The organism is Pseudarthrobacter equi (assembly GCF_900105535.1).
Lineage (GTDB): Bacteria > Actinomycetota > Actinomycetes > Actinomycetales > Micrococcaceae > Arthrobacter > Arthrobacter equi.
Genome location: NZ_LT629779.1, coordinates 2,182,509 through 2,204,079 on the forward strand (window position 1 = coordinate 2,182,509; position 21,571 = coordinate 2,204,079).

Annotated in this window: 24 protein-coding genes, 6 tRNA genes and 1 riboswitch; of the genes, 19 read left to right on the plus strand and 11 right to left on the minus strand. The window is 67.1% G+C overall.

Features of this window, described 5'->3' with window-relative positions:
* Positions 1-67: 67 nt before the first annotated feature.
* From ybaK to BLT71_RS09795, 3 genes are read right to left on the minus strand one after another with little or no spacing between them, the layout of a single operon-like run.
* On the minus strand, positions 68-562 hold the full coding sequence (gene ybaK / locus BLT71_RS09785; RefSeq protein ID WP_091719624.1) for a Cys-tRNA(Pro) deacylase: 495 nt from the start codon (positions 560-562) through the stop codon (positions 68-70).
* 12 nt (positions 563-574) lie between these two features.
* Entirely contained in the window at positions 575-1,039 is a 465-nt protein-coding gene (locus BLT71_RS09790) for a SufE family protein (protein WP_091723945.1), read from the minus strand.
* Positions 1,040-1,066: 27 nt separating this feature from the next.
* Positions 1,067-1,990: a sulfurtransferase gene (locus BLT71_RS09795; protein WP_091719626.1), complete on the minus strand. Its 924-nt coding sequence runs from the start codon at positions 1,988-1,990 to the stop codon at positions 1,067-1,069.
* Between the two features lie 229 nt (positions 1,991-2,219).
* Between BLT71_RS09795 and zapE the strand changes: the two genes are divergently transcribed.
* Positions 2,220-3,257 carry a cell division protein ZapE gene (gene zapE, locus BLT71_RS09800; protein WP_091719628.1) on the plus strand — a complete coding sequence of 346 codons (1,038 nt, stop codon included), beginning with the start codon at positions 2,220-2,222 and terminating at the stop codon, positions 3,255-3,257.
* Between the two features lie 51 nt (positions 3,258-3,308).
* Here zapE and BLT71_RS09805 read toward each other — a convergent pair whose 3' ends face one another.
* From BLT71_RS09805 to BLT71_RS09835, 7 genes are all read right to left on the minus strand, one after another.
* Positions 3,309-4,565, minus strand: coding sequence for a benzoate/H(+) symporter BenE family transporter (locus BLT71_RS09805; protein ID WP_091719630.1), 1,257 nt, complete (start codon positions 4,563-4,565; stop codon positions 3,309-3,311).
* A gap of 208 nt (positions 4,566-4,773) precedes the next feature.
* The gene (locus tag BLT71_RS09810) at positions 4,774-5,037 is read right to left on the minus strand and encodes an antitoxin (RefSeq protein ID WP_091723947.1); all 264 of its coding nucleotides are present in this window, start codon (positions 5,035-5,037) and stop codon (positions 4,774-4,776) included.
* Positions 5,038-5,202: 165 nt separating this feature from the next.
* Positions 5,203-5,274: transfer RNA gene (locus BLT71_RS09815), tRNA-Val, on the minus strand.
* A 36-nt stretch (positions 5,275-5,310) separates the two neighbouring features.
* Positions 5,311-5,383 (minus strand) — tRNA-Gly (locus BLT71_RS09820).
* A gap of 51 nt (positions 5,384-5,434) precedes the next feature.
* Positions 5,435-5,506, minus strand: a tRNA-Val gene (locus BLT71_RS09825).
* Between the two features lie 42 nt (positions 5,507-5,548).
* Positions 5,549-5,619 (minus strand) — tRNA-Cys (locus BLT71_RS09830).
* 45 nt (positions 5,620-5,664) lie between these two features.
* A tRNA-Gly gene (locus BLT71_RS09835) sits at positions 5,665-5,737 on the minus strand.
* 326 nt (positions 5,738-6,063) lie between these two features.
* Between BLT71_RS09835 and BLT71_RS09840 the strand changes: the two genes are divergently transcribed.
* The 15 genes from BLT71_RS09840 to hisF all read left to right on the plus strand — a co-directional run bounded on the left by BLT71_RS09840 (position 6,064) and on the right by hisF (position 17,935).
* A tRNA-Val gene (locus BLT71_RS09840) sits at positions 6,064-6,135 on the plus strand.
* A gap of 105 nt (positions 6,136-6,240) precedes the next feature.
* A complete protein-coding gene (locus BLT71_RS09845; RefSeq protein ID WP_091719632.1) occupies positions 6,241-7,101 on the plus strand; it encodes a PD-(D/E)XK nuclease family protein in 861 nt (286 codons plus the stop codon).
* Between the two features lie 51 nt (positions 7,102-7,152).
* Positions 7,153-7,755 (plus strand): peptide deformylase, encoded by a 603-nt coding sequence (gene def / locus BLT71_RS09850; protein ID WP_091719634.1) that lies wholly within the window; start codon positions 7,153-7,155, stop codon positions 7,753-7,755.
* Entirely contained in the window at positions 7,752-8,672 is a 921-nt protein-coding gene (gene fmt / locus BLT71_RS09855) for a methionyl-tRNA formyltransferase (protein ID WP_091719636.1), read from the plus strand. Before def ends, fmt begins: the two co-directional genes overlap by 4 nt.
* Positions 8,669-10,252: an RsmB/NOP family class I SAM-dependent RNA methyltransferase gene (locus tag BLT71_RS09860; RefSeq protein WP_091719638.1), complete on the plus strand. Its 1,584-nt coding sequence runs from the start codon at positions 8,669-8,671 to the stop codon at positions 10,250-10,252. Before fmt ends, BLT71_RS09860 begins: the two co-directional genes overlap by 4 nt.
* A gap of 49 nt (positions 10,253-10,301) precedes the next feature.
* Positions 10,302-10,982, plus strand: coding sequence for a ribulose-phosphate 3-epimerase (gene rpe, locus BLT71_RS09865; protein WP_091719640.1), 681 nt, complete (start codon positions 10,302-10,304; stop codon positions 10,980-10,982).
* A gap of 39 nt (positions 10,983-11,021) precedes the next feature.
* Positions 11,022-11,181, plus strand: a riboswitch (FMN riboswitch).
* A gap of 96 nt (positions 11,182-11,277) precedes the next feature.
* Positions 11,278-11,997: a nicotinamide riboside transporter PnuC gene (gene pnuC, locus BLT71_RS09870; protein ID WP_091719642.1), complete on the plus strand. Its 720-nt coding sequence runs from the start codon at positions 11,278-11,280 to the stop codon at positions 11,995-11,997.
* Complete coding sequence (gene ribD, locus BLT71_RS09875) at positions 11,997-13,118, plus strand: bifunctional diaminohydroxyphosphoribosylaminopyrimidine deaminase/5-amino-6-(5-phosphoribosylamino)uracil reductase RibD (protein WP_091719644.1); 1,122 nt, start codon at positions 11,997-11,999, stop codon at positions 13,116-13,118. The genes pnuC and ribD overlap by 1 nt, the downstream gene beginning before the upstream one ends.
* Complete coding sequence (locus tag BLT71_RS09880) at positions 13,118-13,804, plus strand: riboflavin synthase (protein ID WP_091719646.1); 687 nt, start codon at positions 13,118-13,120, stop codon at positions 13,802-13,804. The genes ribD and BLT71_RS09880 overlap by 1 nt, the downstream gene beginning before the upstream one ends.
* Positions 13,801-14,523 (plus strand): 3,4-dihydroxy-2-butanone-4-phosphate synthase, encoded by a 723-nt coding sequence (gene ribB, locus BLT71_RS09885; protein WP_091719648.1) that lies wholly within the window; start codon positions 13,801-13,803, stop codon positions 14,521-14,523. The genes BLT71_RS09880 and ribB overlap by 4 nt, the downstream gene beginning before the upstream one ends.
* Positions 14,520-15,251, plus strand: a complete 732-nt coding sequence (gene ribA, locus BLT71_RS09890; RefSeq protein WP_091719650.1) for a GTP cyclohydrolase II — start codon at positions 14,520-14,522, stop codon at positions 15,249-15,251. The genes ribB and ribA overlap by 4 nt, the downstream gene beginning before the upstream one ends.
* Before the next feature lie 47 nt (positions 15,252-15,298).
* Positions 15,299-15,784, plus strand: coding sequence for a 6,7-dimethyl-8-ribityllumazine synthase (ribH, locus tag BLT71_RS09895; RefSeq protein ID WP_045730399.1), 486 nt, complete (start codon positions 15,299-15,301; stop codon positions 15,782-15,784).
* 122 nt (positions 15,785-15,906) lie between these two features.
* Complete coding sequence (locus tag BLT71_RS09900; protein WP_015936881.1) at positions 15,907-16,170, plus strand: phosphoribosyl-ATP diphosphatase; 264 nt, start codon at positions 15,907-15,909, stop codon at positions 16,168-16,170.
* 88 nt (positions 16,171-16,258) lie between these two features.
* Positions 16,259-17,113, plus strand: a complete 855-nt coding sequence (gene hisG / locus BLT71_RS09905) for an ATP phosphoribosyltransferase (RefSeq protein WP_091719652.1) — start codon at positions 16,259-16,261, stop codon at positions 17,111-17,113.
* Between the two features lie 45 nt (positions 17,114-17,158).
* Positions 17,159-17,935, plus strand: coding sequence for an imidazole glycerol phosphate synthase subunit HisF (gene hisF / locus BLT71_RS09910; protein WP_091719654.1), 777 nt, complete (start codon positions 17,159-17,161; stop codon positions 17,933-17,935).
* Positions 17,936-18,000: 65 nt separating this feature from the next.
* On the opposite strand, the gene BLT71_RS09915 is transcribed toward hisF, so the two are convergent.
* On the minus strand, positions 18,001-18,645 hold the full coding sequence (locus BLT71_RS09915) for a TIGR03085 family metal-binding protein (protein WP_091723948.1): 645 nt from the start codon (positions 18,643-18,645) through the stop codon (positions 18,001-18,003).
* A 111-nt stretch (positions 18,646-18,756) separates the two neighbouring features.
* Between BLT71_RS09915 and hisI the strand changes: the two genes are divergently transcribed.
* The 3 genes from hisI to BLT71_RS09930 all read left to right on the plus strand — a co-directional run bounded on the left by hisI (position 18,757) and on the right by BLT71_RS09930 (position 21,522).
* The gene (gene hisI / locus BLT71_RS09920; RefSeq protein ID WP_231994498.1) at positions 18,757-19,227 is read left to right on the plus strand and encodes a phosphoribosyl-AMP cyclohydrolase; all 471 of its coding nucleotides are present in this window, start codon (positions 18,757-18,759) and stop codon (positions 19,225-19,227) included.
* A gap of 106 nt (positions 19,228-19,333) precedes the next feature.
* On the plus strand, positions 19,334-20,893 hold the full coding sequence (locus tag BLT71_RS09925) for an anthranilate synthase component I (RefSeq protein WP_091719655.1): 1,560 nt from the start codon (positions 19,334-19,336) through the stop codon (positions 20,891-20,893).
* Positions 20,893-21,522, plus strand: a complete 630-nt coding sequence (locus BLT71_RS09930) for a Trp biosynthesis-associated membrane protein (protein ID WP_091719657.1) — start codon at positions 20,893-20,895, stop codon at positions 21,520-21,522. Before BLT71_RS09925 ends, BLT71_RS09930 begins: the two co-directional genes overlap by 1 nt.
* Positions 21,523-21,571: the final 49 nt, after the last annotated feature.

The window sequence follows — 21,571 nt, forward strand, 5'->3', positions numbered from 1 at the left end:
TCAGCGTGGTTAGTCAGAGTGGCTCGTCAGCCTGCCGGCTGCCCGCATTGGCAGCCCCGACGAGCAGCTAGGCCTTGCTGCCGATCGGTGCGGTGACTGCGTTGGTCATCCGGACAAGGTCCAGCGGTGCAAGTTCGATATCAAGGCCGCGCCGGCCGCAGGAGACGAGCATGGTGTCCAGCTCCAGGGCGGAGGAGTCGAGCACCGTGGGGGAGGGGAGCCGTTGGCCAAGCGGTGAGATACCGCCCAGTACGTAGCCGGTCCGGCGTTGTGCGGCGGCCGGATCTGCCATGGTGGCCTTCTTTGCCCCCATCGCCGCAGCGAAGGCTTTCAGGTCCAGGGTCCCGCTGACGGGAACGATGCCCACGGCCAGCCTGCCTTCAACCTCCACCATCAGGGTCTTGAACACCCGTGCCGGATCGATCCCCAGGACTGCGGCCGCCTCCGCTCCGTAGCTGGCCACGGCCGGATCATGGGGATAGGGGTGCAGCACGAAGGGAACCCCGGCGGCGGCGAGTGCCGCCGTGGCCGGGGTTCCCTGTGCAGTGCTTTTGCGTGCCACGCGTCCGCGGCGTCAGGCGCGGACGCCGGACGCTGCAGCTACCTTGCGCTTGATCCTGCCCAGCATCGCCGTCATGCCCCTCATCCGGAGCGGGGTGATGGCCCGGGTGAGGCCCAGCAGTTCGGGCATGTCGTCCGGTACTGAAAGGATTTCCGCTGCCGAGAGTCCATCCAGGCCTTCGTGCAGCACTCCGGCGAAGCCACGCGTTGTGGGCGCTTCAGCGGGGGCCTTGAAAAAGAGCCGGACTGCGGTGCCGGGACCGTCGCTGCCGTCCTTTTCCGTTTCGATGGTCAGGAACAGCGGCGACTGGCACTCCACTACCTGCTCCAGGAGCTCGGGGTGGTTGGTGAGCCGTTCGGGAAGTTCCGGAAGCCCCTCCGAGAATTCGAGCAGCAGCTGCAGCCGCTCGGGCTCGGACAGGGCCTGGAAGTCGTCCACAATCGCCGCAAGGGCGGAAGGCAAGGCTTGAGTAGTCATCATGGCCAGTTTACGCGGGAGCTTTCGTCAGACTCCAACGGTGACGGGGAAGGAGCCGCGCTCGGCACCCTTGACGATGGGGACGCGGACGGCGTTGCCCCACTCGGTCCAGGAGCCGTCATAGTTACGGACGGACTCGAAGCCCAGCAGGAACTTCAGTGCAAACCAGGTGTGGCTGGAACGCTCGCCGATGCGGCAGTAGGCCACCACGTCGTCGCCCGCGGCAAGGCCGGCCTCGCCGAGGTAGATGGCGTCAAGTTCTTCCCGGCTGCGGAACGTGCCGTCTTCGGCCGCTGCGCGGGCCCACGGCACGGAGGCAGCAGTGGGGATGTGGCCGCCGCGCAGTGCACCCTCTTCCGGGTAGGCCGGCATGTGGGTGCGCTGGCCGGTGTACTCCTCGGCGGAGCGGACGTCGATCAGGGGCTTGCCCAGGTGGGCCAGCACGTCGTCTTTGAAGGCGCGGATGGGGGCATCGTCGCGCTCCACCACGGGGTAGTTGCCCTGGGCGGGCGCAGGCTTGTCCTTGGTCAGTTCCCGGCCTTCGGCGATCCACTTGTCCCGGCCGCCGTCGAGCAGGCGCACGTCCTGGTGGCCGAAAAGGGTGAAGACCCACAGGGCGTAGGCGGCCCACCAGTTGGACTTGTCGCCGTAGATCACCACGGTGCTGTCGCGGGAGATGCCCTTCGAGGCGGCCAGCTCAGCGAAGGCTGCGCCGTCAACGTAGTCGCGGGTGACGTCGTCGTTCAGGTCGGTGTGCCAGTCGATCTTTACTGCGCCGGGGATGTGGCCGGTCTCGTAGAGCAGCACGTCCTCGTCCGATTCCACGACAACCAGCTCACCGTTGGCAACGGCGCCGCTCTCCAAGGCGGAGGCGAGCCACTCGGTGGAAACCAGCCGCTCCGGGTGGGCGTAGGCGGCGAACTTTTCATTCTGTTCAACGGGGTAGGGCATGGTGTTGGCCTTTCATCGAGGACACGGGAGGGCCGCGCAGTGCGGTAAACGGCTCCTGCATGGGGACCTTTCCCCACACTATCCAGCGGCAGATGTGTTGTCCGTATTCCGTTAACAGGGCGAAATGTTGGCTTCATCACCCCGGGTGGTCCCGCCGACGCTGCGCCGGGACGGGGACCGTGAAGCCGGTATCCTTTCTGGGGACCACCTACCAGCAGAACGGACCACCTTGGTACAGATCGAACAGCTTGCGGCGCGCACTCCTGCAGTGTCGGTGAACGAACTCCTTAAGGGTTTCTATCCATCGCCGCGGTTTGGCCAGGTGTCCTTCGCCAGCTACCGTCCGGACCCGAAGCAGCCCAGCCAGGCTGCTGCCGTCCAGGCGCTGGAGGGGTTTGCCGGTAACGTGGCACCGTCTGACGGCGGCGGGCTCTTCAGGAAACTGTTCGGCAAGAAGGACAGCTCGCGTGCCGGCATCTACCTCGACGGCGGATTCGGCGTGGGCAAGACCCACCTCCTCGCGTCGCTCTGGCACGCCGCCCCCGGGCCGAAGGCCTTCGGCACCTTCGTTGAGTACACCAACCTGGTGGGCGCCCTGTCCTTCCGCAAAACGGTTGACGCACTCAGCAGCTACAAGCTGGTGTGCATCGACGAATTCGAACTCGACGACCCGGGCGACACCGTCCTGATGTCCAGGCTGATGCGGGAACTGGCCGACGCCGGCGTGAAGCTGGCTGCCACCTCCAACACCCTGCCCGGCTCACTGGGTGATGGCCGCTTCGCTGCCGTGGATTTCCAGCGCGAGATCCAGGTCCTGGCGGACCAGTTCGACGTTATCCGCATCGACGGCGAAGACTTCCGCCACCGCGGCTTGCCGGCAGCCCCCGCCCCGCTGAAGAACAGCGAACTGTCCTCCCACATGAAGGCCGAATTCGACGGCAAGACGGTGGCCCAGGACGAGTTCAGCACCCTGATCCACCACCTCGCGGGCGTGCACCCGAGCCGGTACCGCCAGCTCATCGACGGAATTGACGGCGTGGTGTGGCGCAACGTGGAAACCATCACCGAGCAGGCCGTGGCGCTGCGGTTCGTGGTCTTGGCGGACCGTCTTTACGACAAGGACGTCCCTATCCTTGCCAGCGGCGTTCCGTTCGACAAGCTCTTCACAGAGGAAATGATGGCCGGCGGCTACATGAAGAAGTACTTCCGTGCCGTGTCCAGGCTCACTGCACTGGCCCGCGAAGGCCAGAACCACGAACCGTCCTAGTCCGTCCGGCGGGGCGGCGATGCCCCGCGCTGTACCCCTCGCCGGCAGTTCCTAGGCGCGGTCCTTCGCGCCTGCGTGCCCACCGTCCAGCAGTTTCCGTTCCCGGCGGGGGACCAGCAGCGTCCTGACCAGCAGGCCGGCAAGGAGCGCCCAAAACGCCGACCCGATCCCGGCGAACGCGAGCCCCGAAGCGGCCATCAGGAATGTGACGGCCGGGGCGATGCGGTCCTCGGCATCAGCCAGCGCCGAGGAAACGGACGCCGCGAGCGTGCCCAGGAGCGCCAACCCGGCCACGGCTTCCAGCATGCCCGCGGGGGCCGCACTGACCAGGGTGACCAGCGCGGCCGAGAATGCGGCCAGCACCAGGTAGGCCAGCCCGGAAGTAAATCCTGCAACCCAGCGCCTGCTCCGGTTGCTGCCGGCCTCCTCGCCGGCAGCGAGGGCCGCGCTCAGTGCGGCAAGGTTGATGGCATGGCCGCCGAACGGCGCGCCCAGGACAGTGCCGGCACCGGTCACCAGCATCGATGCCCGCCACGGCGTGGCAAAGCCGAACGAGCGCAGCACCGCCACACCCGGAACGTTCTGGGAGGCCATGGTGACCACGAACAACGGCAGGGCAATGCCCACCATTGCCTGCAGGCTGAAGGACGGCGTGGTCCACACGAGTTCCGGCAGCACCCCTCCCGTTCCTACACCCGTTCCTGTGGCAGCCAAGGATACGGCGATCACTCCCAGCGCCACCACAAGAGCCGCAGGGACAGCCCAGCGCGGGGCAAACCTCATCATGAGCAACCAGCAGGCAATGACCGGAGCCACAAAGAGCGGAACGGAACCCAGTGCGGTGAACGGTGCCAGGCATAACTGCAGCAGGACGCCGGCCAGCATAGCCTGGGCGAGCGACGCGGGTATACGCGCCATCAGCCGGCCGAGGGCAGGGATAAGCCCGGTCAGGGCTATCAGCACCCCGGCGGCAAGGAAGGCTCCGACGGCGGCCGGCCAGCCGCCGTCGGGCGTTCCGGACGTGACCAGCAGCGCTGCGCCCGGCGTGGACCAGGCAAGCGTGACCGGAACCTTGGACCGCCAGGCAAGCAGCAGGACGCCGACGCCGACCGCCAGGGTGAGTGCCAGCAGGCCCGAGGCAGCCTGGGCCGGGTTGGCCCCCACGGCCTTGAGCCCGGCGAGGACGACAGCGAAAGAGGACGTAAAGCCCACCAGGGCCGTGACAATACCGGCAACGACGGGCCGGGAATCGAAGGAGGAGGGCCCGGACGTCCGGCCGGGGCGGGTGGGTGCGGAAGACTTCGCCATACCGGCAGGTTATCCGTGGTTGCGGCCCGGGTGGCAATTGCGATGCCCGCTGCACCACAGGCCGCCCTGTCAGCCAGTCGGGCTCTTGCCGGGGAGAGTGGCGCCGGCCAGCAGCCATGAGGCATTTAAACGCCAAAGGCGCGGGCGCCGCCTCCCGGCGGGACCCGCGCCCCGTTGACGTGCTGGGGCAATGCCCCGGCCGAGATCCTTACGGAGTCCTGTCAGCCGGCGGTGCCGGATTGACGGGATTGACCGGGGGGACCTGCTCTGCGGCAGGTGCCTCGCCAGGGGTCCCATTCTTGTCCACGAGCTTGGAAGCGCCATCCTGGACCTTGTCGACGTGGCCGGCGTACTTGCCACCGGTTTTCTGGTCGACGAAGTCGCCGGCTTTGGTGATGCCGTCCTTGATGGTCTGCTCGTTTCCGCGGATAAGACCCTGTGCCTTGCCCTTTAGATCGTCAATCAGTCCCACGAGCACCTCCCTTCGGTCGCGGAGCCAGGTCGCTCCTTGCGCAATCGATCCTAGCCCCGTGGGAGGGCAGTTCCAAGGACATTGGGGATATTTGGCGTTCGCCCGCAGCGGATGGGGCCGAAAACGGCAACAAAAAAAGCAGCTCTTCACGAGCTGCTTTGAGTGTGGGCGATACTGGGATCGAACCAGTGACCTCTTCCGTGTCAGGGAAGCGCGCTACCGCTGCGCCAATCGCCCGGAACCGGAGGACCGGCCAATGGGTTGTAAAGAGAGAGCGGACGACGAGATTCGAACTCGCGACATCCACCTTGGCAAGGTGGTGCTCTACCAGCTGAGCTACGTCCGCAATTGCGTTCCGGCCGGGACCGGACTGCTGTTGGCAAGTTACCTTGCCGAGTGGGCGATACTGGGATCGAACCAGTGACCTCTTCCGTGTCAGGGAAGCGCGCTACCGCTGCGCCAATCGCCCATGCTGATCCGGAGGGTATCCGAAAAACCATGGTTTTCACCGAGGTGGGTACGGGATTCGAACCCGTGTATACGGCTTTGCAGGCCGCTGCCTCGCCTCTCGGCCAACCCACCGTGTAAGCGCCGGTTTAGCAACCGTTGCCGTGACAGTGTCCTGCGAGCGGACGACGAGATTCGAACTCGCGACATCCACCTTGGCAAGGTGGTGCTCTACCAGCTGAGCTACGTCCGCAGTTTGGAGGTTCGATTCCTTGCCGTTTCGGCATTTCCTCGCTTCCAACGAGTAAAAACAATATAGGAGGTTCCAGGAAAGTCCAAATCGGCTGATCCGGCTGCTTCGCTCATGCCCCTGCATCCCAGCAACCGCGCGGAATGCCGGGACTTACAAGCGTGTAATTCCTGCATTCCCTGCCGCCCATTCCGCCGCGGGATGCAGGAATGTGGGGCGTGTATCCGAGGGACGGGCCACGAAAGTGGGACATCCGCGGGGGTTGTCCTTGGGAGCCGGAGGCCGATTTTTGAAATGGCCACCGGGTGGGCTAGCATTCAAATGCATCGGGGCGATTGGCGCAGTGGTAGCGCGCTTCGTTCACACCGAAGAGGTCACTGGTTCGAACCCAGTATCGCCCACCGCAGAAGGTCCGTTTCCGCTCATCAGCAGCGGAGGCGGACCTTTTTTATGCCCGGGCCTGGCTCCCGGAGATTTTGTCGGCCCCCTGTGAAAGAGTCTTTTGTATGACTGATCCGCTCCTCGCCCATGCCACCGAATACGGCCGGATGTATGCCCGGTCCACGTCGGAGCAGTTCTCCGTGCCTTCCATCACCACAGTCATCAGCCAGCAGCCGCACGGCCTGGACGGCTGGTTTGGCTACATGGGGGCAAGCAGCCTGGCCAAGGACCCGCTGTTGTCCGATTGCCTGGGCAGCCCGTCGAAGATCAAGCAGGCCATAAACCGGGCGGCCAAAGCCGCTGAGACGTATCGGGATGATGCCGCGCGCCGCGGGGACCGTGTCCACACGTACTGCGAGCAGGTTGCACTGCGAGCCATGGGACGCCCGCATGCCATGAAGGAAGCGCGGGAAGCGCTGGCTGCCAATGGGGAGGAAGCCTTCGCCGTGCGGTTCGATGAATGGTGGGAGCTTTTCCGCGTGGAGCCCCTTGCTCCGGAAATCACTGTGTGGAACAAGGCAGTAGGGTACGCCGGCACCCTGGACCTCGTGGCGCGGATCAATGGCCGCATCTGCCTTATCGATTACAAAACCAAAGGCACCACCCGCGACGGCCAGGTCAAGTCCCTCGACGACAAAGTGGTGATGCAGCTGGTGGCCGGCATGAAGGCCGAAGAGAGCCTGGTGGATCCGGTGGCGGGTACCTGGGAACCGTGGAAGTACGGGGAAGACCCGGTCCTGCTGGCGGTAGCCATCGGGGAAACGGAGGTCCGTCCGGTGCGGGCCAACCCCGAGGTCCTCAAGCACCACTGGTGGAAGTTCTGCGCCCTGCGGCGCGTGTGGGAGCTCTCGGCAGACACCATCAGTGCCGGCACCGCCCTGCTCCCTATCGCCCCGCCGCCGCTGGCCCAGGCCCGCACCGCCTAGCGCCTAAACTGGATTGGTCCCATTGCCGCCAACCGTGAGGAAAATCCGCGCATGGCTATTCTGAATATCCGCATTATCGGCGATCCCGTGCTCCGCACTGTTGCCGATCCTGTGACGGAATTCGGGCCTGAACTTGCCAAGCTGGTCGCCGACATGACCGAAACCATGGAAGACGTGGATGGCGCCGGCCTCGCCGCGCCCCAGATCGGTGTCAGCAAGCGCGTCTTCACCTACCGGATTGACGGCGTCGAAGGGCACATCATCAACCCCGTGCTCGAAAACAGTGACGACTACCAGCCGGACCATGTGGAGGGCTGCCTGTCCATCCCGGGCCTGGGCTTCCCCGTGCGCCGTTTCCGCTCCACCCGCGTCACCGGCGTGGACATGCACGGCAACCCCGTCACCATCGAAGGCGAGGGCATGCTGGCCCGCTGCTTCCAGCACGAGAACGACCACCTGGACGGCATCCTCTACACAGACCGGCTGGAGGGCGAGGACCGGAAGGCCGCCCTGCGCTCCATCCGCAACGCCAACTACGACTCCGTCACGGAGCGCACCACAGCCAAGCGCGCCAAGACCGTGGGGTCCAGCTTCGGTGGAGCGAGCTTCGGCGGGTCCGGTACGGCTGGCTCCAGTTTTGGCAACGCCGGGTGAGGGTCCTGTTCGCGGGGACTCCCGCTGTCGCAGTTCCCTCCCTGGATGCCCTCATCGCGGCCGGATTCGACGTCGTTGCCGTCCTGACCCGCCCGGACGCTCCGGTTGGGCGCAAACGCGTCCTCACGCCGTCGCCGGTTGCAGCGAGGGCCCTCGAGCTGGGGCTGGATGTCATCTACGCTGCAAAGGTTGACGACGCCGCCGTCGAACAGATCTCGGCCGCTGCCCCCGACGTCGCAGCCATCGTGGCCTACGGCGGGCTGGTTCCCCCCGCAGCCCTGGCCATTCCCCACCACGGCTGGATCAACCTGCACTTTTCGCTGCTGCCCGCGTGGCGCGGTGCCGCACCCGTGCAACGCTCGGTGATGGCCGGCGACGACGTCACCGGCGCGGTGACCTTCCAGCTGGAGAAGGGGCTCGACACTGGACCGGTGTTCGGCACCCTCACCGAGTCCGTCGGCCCGGAAGACACGGCCGGCCAACTCCTGGAACGGCTCTCGCACAGCGGCGCCGTCCTCCTGGCGCAGACCCTGTCCGCGATCGAAACGGGCAAGGCATCTGCGGTGCCCCAGGCCGGAGACGTATCGCTGGCGCCAAAACTCACCCTGGAAGACGGGCACTTGAACTGGCACCACCCGGCCCTGGCGATCGGTCGACAGGCCCGTGGCGCCACCCCCGAGCCCGGAGCCTGGACGCTCCTGGACGGCCAGCGTGTAAAGCTCGACCCTGTGCGGCTGCGTCCGGATGTTGAGGACCTCGCACCGGGTGCCCTGGCGGTTCACGGCAAGAGCGTGCTGGTGGGCACGGGTTCCCACGCTGTGGAGCTGACCCGCATCCAGCCCGCCGGAAAAAAGATGATGGCCGCGCCCGATTGGGCCCGCGGCATTGGTTCGCTGGAAGGCGTGGTATTCGAATGAGTGGATCCGGTACGAATTCCGGTGGTGCACAGCAGGGCCGTCCGTCCGGCCGCGGGCGTGGCGCGAGCCAGAACAGCCGTGGCCAGGGCGGCCCGCGGGAGAACAGCCGCCGCGACGCCCAGGGACGGGAACGGAACCGTGGCCCGCAGCGGAACTTCACCGAAAACGCGCCCGCACAGCGCACGCGCCGGGCGGACCCCGCCCGGCTCGTGGCATTCGAAGTACTCCGCGCCGTTGCGCAGGAGGACGCCTACGCGAACCTCGTCTTGCCGGCCCGGATCCGGCAGCACCGGCTGGACAAGCGCGACGCCGGGTTCGCCACCGAACTGAGCTACGGCGCGCTAAGGGGACAGGGAACCTACGACGCCGTCCTGGCGCGCTGCGTCGACCGGCCGCTGGACCAGCTGGACCCTGCAGTCCTGGATGCGCTGCGCATCGGCGTCCACCAGCTTCTTGCCATGCGCGTCCCGGCCCACGCGGCGCTGGACCAGACGGTGGGCCTCGCCCGCGCCGTCATAGGTGCAGGACCCTCCGCCCTGATTAATGCGGTCCTTCGCAAGGTCAGCGCCCACAGCCTGGATGAGTGGCTGGACCTGCTGGTAGCGGACGAAACCGATGAAACCCGCATCGCGTCACTCCGCCACGCCCACCCCGAATGGATCGTCCGGGCCATGCGCCAGGCACTGGTGGCCCACGGCCGCCCCGTCGGGGAAATCAACGCCCTGCTCGAAGCGGACAACGCAGCCCCGGTGGTTAACCTGGTGGCCCTTCCCGGATTGGGGAACCTCGACGAAGCGCTTGAAGACGGCGCCACCCCGGGTGAACTTGTTGAAGGGTCCGCCCTGTCCAGCGGGGGAGACCTGGGACGGTTGTCCTCGGTACGCGCAGGCACCACCCGGGTACAGGACGTCGGCTCGCAACTGGTGGCCCGTGCAATGGCTGCGGTGGAGCTGGGAACCGCCGAGTCCGATGCCGCAGCGCCTGAAGCCTGGCTCGACCTCTGCGCCGGACCGGGCGGTAAAGCGGCACTGCTCGGCGCCCTCGCCCGGGAACGGGGAGCCACGTTGCTGGCGAACGAGCCCGCACCGCACCGCGCCAAACTGGTAAAACAGGCCCTATCCGCCGTCCCGGACGACACCTGGCAGGTGCGCACCGGGGACGGCCGCGAGGTTGGCGCAGAGCAGCCGGAATCCTTTGACCGCGTCCTGGTGGATGTGCCCTGCAGCGGTTTGGGGGCATTGCGCCGCCGCCCTGAATCCCGCTGGCGCCGCTCGCCCAAGGACCTCGCGGACCTGGGGCCGCTGCAGCGCGACCTGCTCACTTCGGCACTGGCAGCGGTCCGGCCCGGGGGAGTCGTTGCGTACGTGACCTGCTCGCCGCATCCCGCCGAAACCACCGCAGTGGTATCGGACGCCCTGCGGAAACGTGATGACCTGGAACTCCTTGACGCCGGGGCTGCGCTCGACGCCGTCAGCCTCACCGGAAACCTGGGTGCAGGGCACGAACTGACCGCGCAACTGTGGCCCCATGTCCACAGCACCGACGCCATGTTCCTGGCCCTCATCCGGAAAAAGGCCTGACGCCACCCTTCGGCACACGCACCCCAGCCACCCTTCGAAAGGCATCCCCGTGACGCAATGCTGCATCAACCCGAGCATCCTCTCGGCCGACTTCGTCAACCTTGAGGCCGAGCTGAAGCGCATCAGCAACGCCGACGCCGTGCACGTGGACGTCATGGACAACCACTTCGTCCCCAACCTCACCATCGGACTGCCGGTGGTGCAGCGGATCCAGGCGGTCAGCCCAATTCCCCTGGACGCCCACCTGATGATCGCCGACGCCGACCGCTGGGCGCCTGGTTTCGCGGACGCGGGCCTGGCCTCCGTCACGTTCCATGCAGAGGCCTCCATCGCGCCCATCAAGCTGGCCCGTGAACTCCGCAGCAGGGGCGCGAAAGCCGGAATGGCATTGCGGCCGTCCACACCCGTGGAACCGTACCTGGACATGCTGTCCGAACTGGACATGCTGCTCATCATGACCGTGGAACCCGGTTTCGGCGGCCAGGCTTTCCTTGACGTCACCCTTCCCAAGATCCGCCGCGCCCGCGCCGCCATTGACGGTTCCGGCATCGGCGTGGCCATCCAGGTGGACGGCGGGATCACCGAGGAAACGATCACCCGCGCCGCGGAAGCCGGAGCCAACGTGTTCGTAGCCGGCTCCGCTGTCTACGGGGCCGACGACCCCGCCGCCGCCATCGAGCGGCTCCGCGATGAAGGCAGCCGTTCGTTACGGAAGGCGACGGCGGAATAAGAAGAAGCCACATCCGGTTGTGGCACAATAACAAGACACATACGTGCTCCGGGGTCGGTGTAAGTCCGAACCGGCGGTGACAGTCCGCGACCCGCGAACCGATAGTTTTTCCTGGCAGGCCAGGCGAAGCCCCGGTGAACGGTTGAACCGGTGAAATTCCGGTACCGACAGTTAAAGTCTGGATGAGAGAAGCACGTACAGCTGTATCTTCGGCGCCCTTGGGCTCCGAAGCGTTCTGCTGTCGTATACCCCCGGAGCCATCGCGGTTCTGACAGGGAAGGAACGACACACAGACATGGACCTCCTGCGATGGCTCTTTGACGCTCAGATCCCCGTGGGGGGATCTGTCCTGATATTGAGAGAAGTGCTGGGCAACATTTTCGGCCTGGCAAGTGCATTCGGCGGCATGCGCCGCAAAGTTTGGGCCTGGCCCGTGGGCATTGTTGGCAACCTGCTGCTGCTCACGGTCTTCCTGGGCAACGTCTTCGGCTCCGCCACCCCGGCCACCCTGTGGGGGCAGGCCGGCCGCCAGGTGATGTTCATCGCCGTGGCTGCCTATGGCTGGCAACGCTGGAAGCAGGGCCGGAGCGCCGATGGCGGGAACACCGCCGTCGTGCCCCGATGGGCCAGCAACCGGACCCGGCTCATCCTCGCGGCAGCGCTGGTGGCCGGCACCATTGCCCTGACCCCGCTGTTTGATTCCCTTGGGTCCTACCCGCCGGTGTGGGCTGACGCCTGGACCTTCGTGGGATCGCTCCTGGCCACCTACGGCATGGCGCGGGGCTGGACCGAGTTCTGGCTCATGTGGGTGGCCGTGGACATCGTAGGTGTCCCGCTCCTGTTCAGCGCCGGCTACTACGCCAGCGCCTTCATGTACCTCTTCTACGGCTTCTTCACCCTCGCCGGGTTCTTTGTCTGGTGGAATGCCTCCCGCAGGGCTGGCAAAGCTGGCGGGCGCGACGAGCAGCCAGCCTCGGTGGAAACCGCCTTTCCGGACCCGCGGGTGAAGCTCTGATGGCCGCCGAACTCCGGGTGGCCGCACCCTTCACCCCCGCGGAAGTCCAGGCCATGGAGCACGCCCTCGAAGCAGCCCTGCAGGGGCCGCGCGGCGCCAACCCCTTGGTGGGCGCCGTCGTCGTAAGCCCTGACGGCCGCGAACTTGCCACCGGATACCACCGCGGCGCGGGCACCGCCCACGCGGAGGCTGATGCCGTGGCCCGCGCTCTGGAAGCCGGCGTGGACCTTGCCGGCTGCACCATGGTGGTGACCCTTGAACCCTGTAACCACGTGGGCCGGACCGGACCGTGCACGGAAGCGATCATCGCCGCCGGTATCACCGATGTTGTCTACGCCGTTGACGATCCCCACGACCCTGCCGCCGGCGGAGCAGCAACCCTGCGCAACGCCGGTATCTCGGTCCGCAGCGGCCTGGCGGCGGCGGAATCCCTGGAACTGAACCGCCGGTGGTTCGAAGCGGTGGCAGAAAAGCGACCCTTCACCACCCTCCACATCGCGCAAACCCTCGACGGACGCATCGCAGCCGAAGACGGCACCAGCCAGTGGATCTCCAGCCCGGAATCCCTGGCCGACAACCACGGGATCCGGAGCCGCATCGACGCCATCCTGGTGGGAACCCAGACCGTCGCGGTGGACAACCCCCGGCTGAATGCCCGTGACGCCTCGGGCAACCCGGCAGCGAGGCAGCCGGTCCGCGCCGTCATGGGCCTGCGGGACATTCCCGACGACGCCGCAATCCTGGGCGACGACGGCCTGGCCGTCCACCTTCCCACCCGGGACCCCCGCGAGGCATTGACCACCCTGTACGCCTCCGGAACCCGCCACGTCATGGTGGAAGGCGGTTCACGGATCCTCAGCGCGTTCCTCACGGCAGGGCTGGTGGATGAACTGATCGTCTACCTGGCACCCACACTGCTCGGTTCCGGCACATCCTCGCTGGACGGGCTGGGAATCAGCACCCTTCCGGACGCCCAGCAATGGGAGTGGGACGCTTCCGACGGCGGCGCCGTGCGCACGCTGGGCCGCGACCTGAGACTTCACCTGAAACCGCAACGCCACGTTGCACCTGACCCACAACCGTCCCGCGAAGCTGCGCGACAAGCCCAGGGAGGCTACTGATGTTTACCGGAATAATCGCCGAACAGGGAGAGGTGCTCGCCGTTGAGCGCGACGGCGATACCAGCGCCACCGTCCGGCTCCGCGCCCCCGGCACCACCGAGGGACTAGCCCTGGGCGGCTCCATCGCCGTCAACGGCGTCTGCCTCACCGCAACGGACATCGACGGCAAGGAATTCAGCGTCGACGTCATGGGCGAAACCCTGGTCCGGAGCACCATCGGCGAACTGGCCGCAGGCGACGCCGTCAACCTGGAACGGTGCGTCCCCGCAGGAGGGCGGCTGGACGGCCACGTGGTGCAGGGCCACGTGGACGGCGTCGGCGTCCTCCTGGAACGCGAGCCGCTGGGCAACTGGGAGCGGCTCCGCTTCGGCGTCCCCGCCAACCTGGCCCGCTACATTGCCGAGAAGGGCTCCATCGCCATCGACGGCGTCTCCCTCACCGTGACGGCCGTCAGCGCGGCCGCGGAAGAACAGCCCTGGTTCGAAGTGGGACTGATCCCCACCACCCTGGCCGAGACCGGACTCGGAACCAAGACCACCGGAAGCCGGGTCAACCTGGAAGTCGACGTCCTCGCCAAGTACACCGAACGGCTGCTCTCGTTCCGCACTGTTAGTACCGGGGACGCCGGTGCCGCCGGCACCGGGGCCGGGGGCACCGTTGCGGCAGCACCGGGTGGTGCCCTGTGAACGGGACTGCGCGCCTGGAACCCGGAGCCGTGCCGGCCGTGGTTCCCACCCGCGGGTTGGATTCCATCGGGGACGCCGTCCGCGCCATGGCAGCGGGAAAGCCGGTGCTGGTGGTGGACAACGAGGACCGGGAGAACGAAGGCGACATCATCTTCGCAGCCCAGCACGCCACACCCGCACTGATGGGCTGGACCATCCGCTACAGCTCCGGCGTCATCTGCGTGCCGTTGACAGGGGAGCGGGCAGACGCCCTGGAACTGCCGCCCATGACGGCAGTCAACGAGGACGCCAAAGGCACCGCCTACACGGTGTCCTGCGACGCCGCCATCGGTGTCAGCACCGGCATCTCCGCCACTGACCGCGCCCTCACGGCACGCGTCCTGGCGGATCCGCAGGCCCTCCCCGCGTCAGTGACCCGCCCGGGGCATATTTTTCCGCTCCGTGCGGTTGACGGAGGTGTGCGGGAGCGCCAGGGCCACACCGAGGCCGCGGTGGACCTGTGCCGCCTGGCGGGACTCGAACCGGTCGGCGTCATCGCGGAAGTGGTGTACGACGACGGAGAGATGATGCGCCTGGACGGGCTCCGTTCGTTCGCAGCGGAACATGGGTGCCCATTGGTCTCCATCGAGGACCTGGTGGCGTATCTTGAAGCCGGGACCGGGGGAGGCCTGGATCAGAATGTCCGGACTGTTCCGGGCGGAGAAAAGGAGAAGCGATGACGGCATCGGCAGCCAGCGACGACAGCCAGAACGGTCACCGGAAGCACCACACCGGCAACGGTGGGGCTCCACACCCCGTCAGCGGCGGTCCCATTGTGCAGCTTCCCACCGCCTTCGGTGACTTTGTGGCGCAGGCATGGACCGACCTCGTGACCGGCGTGGAGCACCTGGCCGTCAGTTCGCCCAACCCGCCAAGCGACGGAAAGGCGCCGCTGGTGCGGCTGCACTCGGAATGCCTGACCGGTGACGTCTTCGGCTCGTACCGTTGCGACTGCGGCGAACAGCTGGCCTACGCTCTGGAACTGATCCATGAACACGGCGGCACTCTGCTGTACCTGCGCGGCCAGGAAGGCCGCGGCATCGGCCTGGCCAACAAGATCAAGGCCTACGCGCTGCAGGAAGCCGGTTTCGATACCGTCGAGGCCAACGAACAGCTGGGCCTGCCCGTGGATGCGCGCTGCTACAAGGCCGCCGCCCAGGTGCTCGCCGAGATGGGCCTGCACGAGGTCCGGCTGCTGAGCAACAACCCGGACAAGCAGAACCGGCTGGCCAAGGCCGGCGTCAAGGTAGTGGAGATGGTTCCCACCGAGGTGCCCTCCCGCGAGCAGAACATCCGGTACCTGCGGACCAAGAAGGACCGCATGGAACACCGGCTGTTGCTGGACACCGGGGCCGACCCCGTGCCGGTACCGGGCCCTGACGGTCCGTTCCGCCACGAACAAGACTGACCTGACCACACCACTGAACCACCAGACTGAACGGACACCTCGCACCCATGAGCGGACACGGCGCCCCCGATATCGACCTCACCACCCTCAACCCGGCCGAAACGTCGCAGCTCCGGCTCGCGATCGTCGCGGCCAGCTGGCACACCCAGATCATGGACGGCCTCCTGGACGGCGCCCTGCGGGCGGCCAAGGACGCGGGCATTAACGAACCCACAGTCATCCGCGTACCCGGCAGCTTTGAGCTCCCGGTAGCGGCCGCACGCCTGGCCCCGCACTTCGACGCCGTGGTGGCGCTCGGCGTCGTCATCCGTGGCGGCACCCCGCACTTCGAGTACGTCTGCCAGGCTGCGACGTCGGGACTCACCGACGTCAGCGTCCGCACCGGAGTGCCGGTGGGCTTCGGCGTCCTCACCTGCGACACCGAACAGCAGGGCCTGGACCGGGCCGGTCTGCCCGGCTCCAAGGAAGACAAGGGGCACGAGGCTGTCACCGCGGCACTGGCCACCGCCGTCGTCCTCAAGCAGTACACGTAGCCGCCTGGCACCAGGCAGCGCCGAAAGCCATGGGCGGGCGCGGTGTGTATTCGCTCACATCGCGTCCGTCATGGAACGGCCCGGGAAGCGCCCGCCATGCCGCAGCAAGTAGGCTGGAGGGCGTGAAGAATTTCGAGACGCTGTTCGCTGAGCTCAGCGAGAAGGCAGCCACCCGCCCGGAAGGCTCCCGCACCGTCGCTGAATTGGACTCCGGTGTGCACGGCATCGGTAAGAAAGTCGTTGAGGAAGCAGCCGAAGTCTGGATGGCTGCCGAATATGAATCCGATGAAGCCGCGGCCGAGGAAATCTCCCAGCTGCTGTACCACCTGCAGGTTCTGATGCTCGCCAAAGGCCTGACCCTGGAAGACGTCTACAAGCATCTGTAGCCACCGGCCCGGCGCGCACCCCGCCGCCGGTCCAGCCGTGGCCTGCACTGCCTGAACACCCAGACATTCCATCCAGAAAGAACACCCAATGCTGCGAGTTGCCGTCCCCAACAAGGGATCCCTGTCCGAAGCCGCCTCCGCAATGCTGTCCGAGGCGGGCTACCGCCAGCGCCGCGACAGCCGCGAACTGGTCATGGTGGACCCGGACAACGACATCGAGTTCTTCTTCCTCCGCCCGCGCGACATCGCCGTGTACGTGGGCCGGGGAACCCTCGACGTCGGCATCACCGGCCGCGACCTCCTGCTGGACGCCGAGGTGGAAGCCGAAGAACTGCTTCCCTTGGGATTCGCAGCCTCCACCTTCCGGTTCGCCGGGCCCGTGGGCGATTTTGCCTCCGCCGAGGAACTCGACGGCAAGCGCCTCGCCACCAGCTATGACGGCCTGCTCCGGGGCTACCTCGCCGAGCGCGGCATCAACGCCAAGGTGGTACGCCTTGACGGCGCGGTGGAGTCCTCAGTCCGCCTGGGCGTCGCCGATGCCATCGCGGACGTGGTGGAAACGGGCAACACCCTCAAGGCCGCCGGCATGGAAATCTTTGGCGATCCCATCCTCAAGTCCGAGGCCGTCCTGATCCGCCGTACCGGCGGGACGACCAACGGCACCGCCAAGGAAGTCGACGTCCTCATCCGCCGCCTCCAGGGTGTCCTGGTGGCCCGCCAGTACGTCCTCATGGATTACGACATCCGCAAGGAACTGGTGGAAAAAGCGGCTGCCCTGACCCCCGGACTTGAGTCGCCCACCGTATCACCGCTGCGTGACTCCGACTGGGTGGCCGTCCGGTCCATGGTGCCCAAGAAGGAAACCAACCGGATCATGGACGAACTGTACGATCTCGGTGCCCGCGCCATCCTGGTCAGCAGCATCCACGCCTGCCGCATTTAGCGCCGGACACCCCACACAGCACAGCAGATTTCTCCAGGAGTACCCATGGCAGTAGCAGTCCGCGTCATTCCCTGCCTTGATGTTGACGCCGGTCGCGTCGTCAAGGGCGTCAACTTCGAGGGCCTCCGCGACGCCGGCGACCCCGTTGAACTGGCCCACCGCTACGACAACGCGGGGGCCGACGAACTGACGTTCCTCGACGTCACGGCCTCCTCAGGTAACCGCGATACCACCTTTGACGTGGTCCGCCGCACCGCCGAGGAAGTTTTCATCCCGCTGTGCGTCGGCGGTGGCGTCCGCGGCGTGGCCGAGGTGGACAAGCTCTTGCGGTTCGGCGCGGACAAGGCCGCCATCAATACCGCCGCTGTCGCCCGCCCGGATGTCATCGACGAGATCACCCGGCACTTCGGTTCCCAGGTCCTCGTCCTGTCCGTGGATGCCCGCCGCACCCGTCCCGGATCCAAGCCCACAGCGTCGGGCTTCGAAGTGACCACCCACGGTGGGCGCACCGGCACCGGAATCGACGCGATCGAGTGGGCCAAGGAGGCAGCCGACCGCGGGGTGGGCGAAATCCTGCTGAACTCCATCGACGCGGACGGAACCAAGGACGGCTTCGACCTGGAAATGATCCGGATGGTCCGCGCCGCCGTCAAGGTGCCGCTGATCGCCTCGGGCGGCGCCGGGGAGCCCGCCCACTTCCCGCCCGCTGTGGCGGCGGGGGCTGACGCCGTCCTGGCCGCCTCGATCTTCCACTGGGGCCCGAACGACATGATGCACCAGGTCAAGGACGCCATCAGGAACGCCGGCTTCGAGGTCAGGTAGTCTCCACCCGCTCCCTAACATCGCTTCGCTTCGGCCAGGGAACCCTGCGGGCGTGGGCCCAGACTTTAAAGGCCGACTTCGGCTGACTGGAGGAGCGCGACGGCGTCCGGCTGGCCTTCGAAGGTGACCAGGGCGTGGCGGGTACGGCCGTGGGCGTGCATCAGCAGTTCGCCCGGCTCGCCAACGATGGCCACCGATACCGGTGCGCGCTTGGCGACGTGGCGGGGACCGGACGGCCGGACCAGCACGATGCCCAGATCCACACCGCGGTACAGGATGGCTGCGCGCTTGACGAGTTCATCCCAGAGGGCGTCGGAGTAGGCCTCGTCGAGGGCGCGGGGCGCCCAGCGGTCGACGGCCCGGCGGACATCCTCGGTGTGCACGAAGTACTCGATCAGGTTGGCACTCTCATCCAGGGCCCTGATGCTCATCGGGGAGAGCGCCGGGGGACCGGCGCGGAAGGTATTGACCAGGCCGGCGTAGTCCTCGGTGTTTGTCAGCTTCGCAGCCAGTTTCGAGGTGGCCTGGTCTGAGGCCTTGGCCAACCGCTTGATGATCAGGCCAAGCCCCACGGCGGCCTTCCGCTCGCGCAGGTAAAGGTGCGCGGCGAGGTCCCTGGTGCGCCACCCCTTGCAGAGCGTGGGCGCGTCAGGGCCGGCCGCAAGCAAGGTTTCGGCAAGGACTTCTCGGGACGGTTCGACGAAATGCATCACTTGGAAAACTAGCATGAGAGGCCCGAAGTTGGGCAGCACGGCCCCTGCCGCTGGCGTGCCGTTGTTCACATCGGGTCCGGCTTTAGCCAAGGCACTAGACTTGACCTGATGTCTGAGCAGCCTGCCCCCGTACAAACCACCGCCCAAACCACAGGTGCCGCCCTGCCCGGTGCTGCCTTGCCCGGCGCTGCCGGGGGCGCCCCGGAAACCTCCGCGCCGGCGAGCCCCCTTCCGGCGGCCCTTGCCGCCGCGCTGAAGCGTGACAACGCAGGCCTGGTGGCCGCCGTCGTGCAGCAGTACGACACCAACGAGGTCCTTATGCTCGGCTGGATGGATGACGAGGCGCTGCACCGGACCATGACCACCGGCCGGGTCACCTTCTACTCCCGGTCCCGCCAGGAGTACTGGCGCAAGGGCGACACGTCCGGCCACGTCCAGTGGGTCAAGTCCGTAGCCATGGATTGCGACGGCGACGCCCTGCTGGTGCGGGTGGACCAGGTGGGTGCCGCCTGCCACACCGGCACCAGGACCTGCTTCGACGGCAGGGGCCTGGACGTGGTGACCGCGGCCAACGGCTGAGCCCCGCACCGCAAGCCCACCCGGCAGAAGGGGAGCACGGCTCCCCGCAGAACTTCAGGCGCCCGGCGCAGCCGGCACTTCTAAGAACAGGCGGAAAAGCATAGCCATGCAGGACCTTGGAACCATCAGCCCCAGCCTCGAGGAATTCCGGGAGCTGGCCGGCCACAGCCGGGTCATTCCGGTACGACTGAAGGTGCTGGCGGACGCCGAAACCCCCATTGGCCTGTACCGCAAGCTCGCGCAGGGCCAGCCCGGCACGTTCCTGATGGAATCCGCTGCCGTGGGCGGCACATGGTCCCGTTACTCCTTCATCGGCGCGAGGTCCCGTGCCACGCTCACTACCAAGGACGGCCAGGCGCATTGGCTGGGCGAACCGCCGGCGGGCGTTCCCGTGGACGGCAGCCCCGTGGACGCAATCCGCGACACCATCGATGCCCTCCGCACTGACCGGTTCGACGGCCTGCCCCCGTTCACGTCCGGGCTGGTGGGCTTCCTCGGCTGGGAAACCGTGCGGCACTGGGAACGGCTGGTGAGCCCTCCCGAGGACGACCTCCACCTGCCGGAGATGGCGCTCAACCTGGTCACCGACATGGCCGTCCACGACAACGTGGACGGTACTGTCCTGCTGATCGCCAACGCCATCAACTTCGACAACAGCACAGAGCGCGTAGACGAGGCCTGGCACGATGCCGTGGCACGGGTCAAGGCGCTCCTGGCCAAGGTCAGTACCCCGGTGGTGCAGCCGGTCTCCGTGCTTGCCCCAGCCGCCCTGGACTTTGCCTCCAGTGTCCAGGAACGCTGGGACGAAAATGATTATCTGGCGGCGCTTGACCGTGGCAAGGAAGCGATCGTTGACGGCGAAGTGTTCCAGGTGGTCATCTCGCGCCGGTTCGAAATGGAGTGCAAGGCCTCCGCGCTGGATGTGTACCGCGTGCTGCGCAACACCAACCCCAGCCCGTACATGTATATCTTCAGCCTCGAAGACGCCGAAGGCCGGGAGTACTCCATCGTGGGGTCCTCACCCGAAGCCCTGGTGACGGTCACCGGCGAAGAGGTCATCACGCACCCCATCGCCGGATCCCGGCCCCGCGGTAAGACGGTCGAGGCTGACAAGGCCCTGGCGGAGGAACTGCTCGCGGACCAGAAGGAACGCGCCGAGCACCTCATGCTGGTGGACCTCTCCCGCAACGACCTCTCCAAGGTCTGCGTTGCCGGAACCGTCGACGTCACCCAGTTCATGGAAGTGGAGCGCTTCAGCCACATCATGCACCTGGTATCCACCGTGGTGGGCCAGCTGTCCCCGGCCGCGAAAGCCTACGACGTCCTGAAGGCCACGTTCCCGGCCGGTACGCTTTCCGGCGCCCCCAAGCCGCGGGCGCTGCGCCTGCTCGACGAGCTGGAACCGCACCGCCGCGGCATCTACGGCGGTGTGGTGGGCTACCTGGACTTCGCCGGGGACATGGACATGGCCATCGCCATCCGCTCCGCCCTTGTCAGGGAGGGCCGGGCCTATGTCCAGGCCGGCGGCGGCATCGTGGCAGACTCCGTGAATCCCACCGAAGCACTCGAGACCGTCAACAAGGCGGCCGCCCCGCTGCGCGCGGTGCATACCGCGGGTTCCCTTCATGACATCACGGCCGACTCCCTGCCCGGCGGCGATTCCTGATGCCTGACCCAAGCCCCGCACCGGGCCAGGCAGTGAAAACCCGGAAGACAGCTCCGGCGTGGTCGCGGAAGTCCACGGTGGTGCTGCTCATCGCCGTCCTGGCCCTGGCTGTCTTCGGCACCACCACCCAGACCTGGATGACTGTCACCCTGGACCCCAGCCAGGCCGGCGCCGGCCAGGAACCGTTGCAGGTCCAGGGCAGCAAGGCTGCCACCGCGGTGACGGCCCTCGCCCTGGTGGCCCTGGCAGGCGGGCTCGCCGCAGCCATCGCCGGCAGGATCGCCCGCTGGATCATTGCGGCCATCATCGTCCTGGCTTCGGCCGGTATTGTCGCCGCGGCGGGGACCGTTCTGGCTGACCCGCTGGCGGCGTCGCAGGGATCCATCGGTGCGGCCACGGGCGTCACCGGCACCCAGGCCGAGGTGGCGCTCACCGCTTTCCCGGTGCTCGCCGTCGTGGCCGGTTGCCTTCTTGCCCTGGGCGGGTTGCTGATCCTTCCCGCGTCCCGCCACTGGGCCGCACGGACCAAATATGACGCCCGCGCCGTGGCCGGAACTGCGGCGGCCACCGGCCCCGTGGACGAGATCGACAGCTGGGACAGGCTCTCGCGCGGCGACGACCCCACCTGATCCGGCAGATGGCCGCCGGCCCGGGCCCGCGGGACAGCGGGCCGGTTCC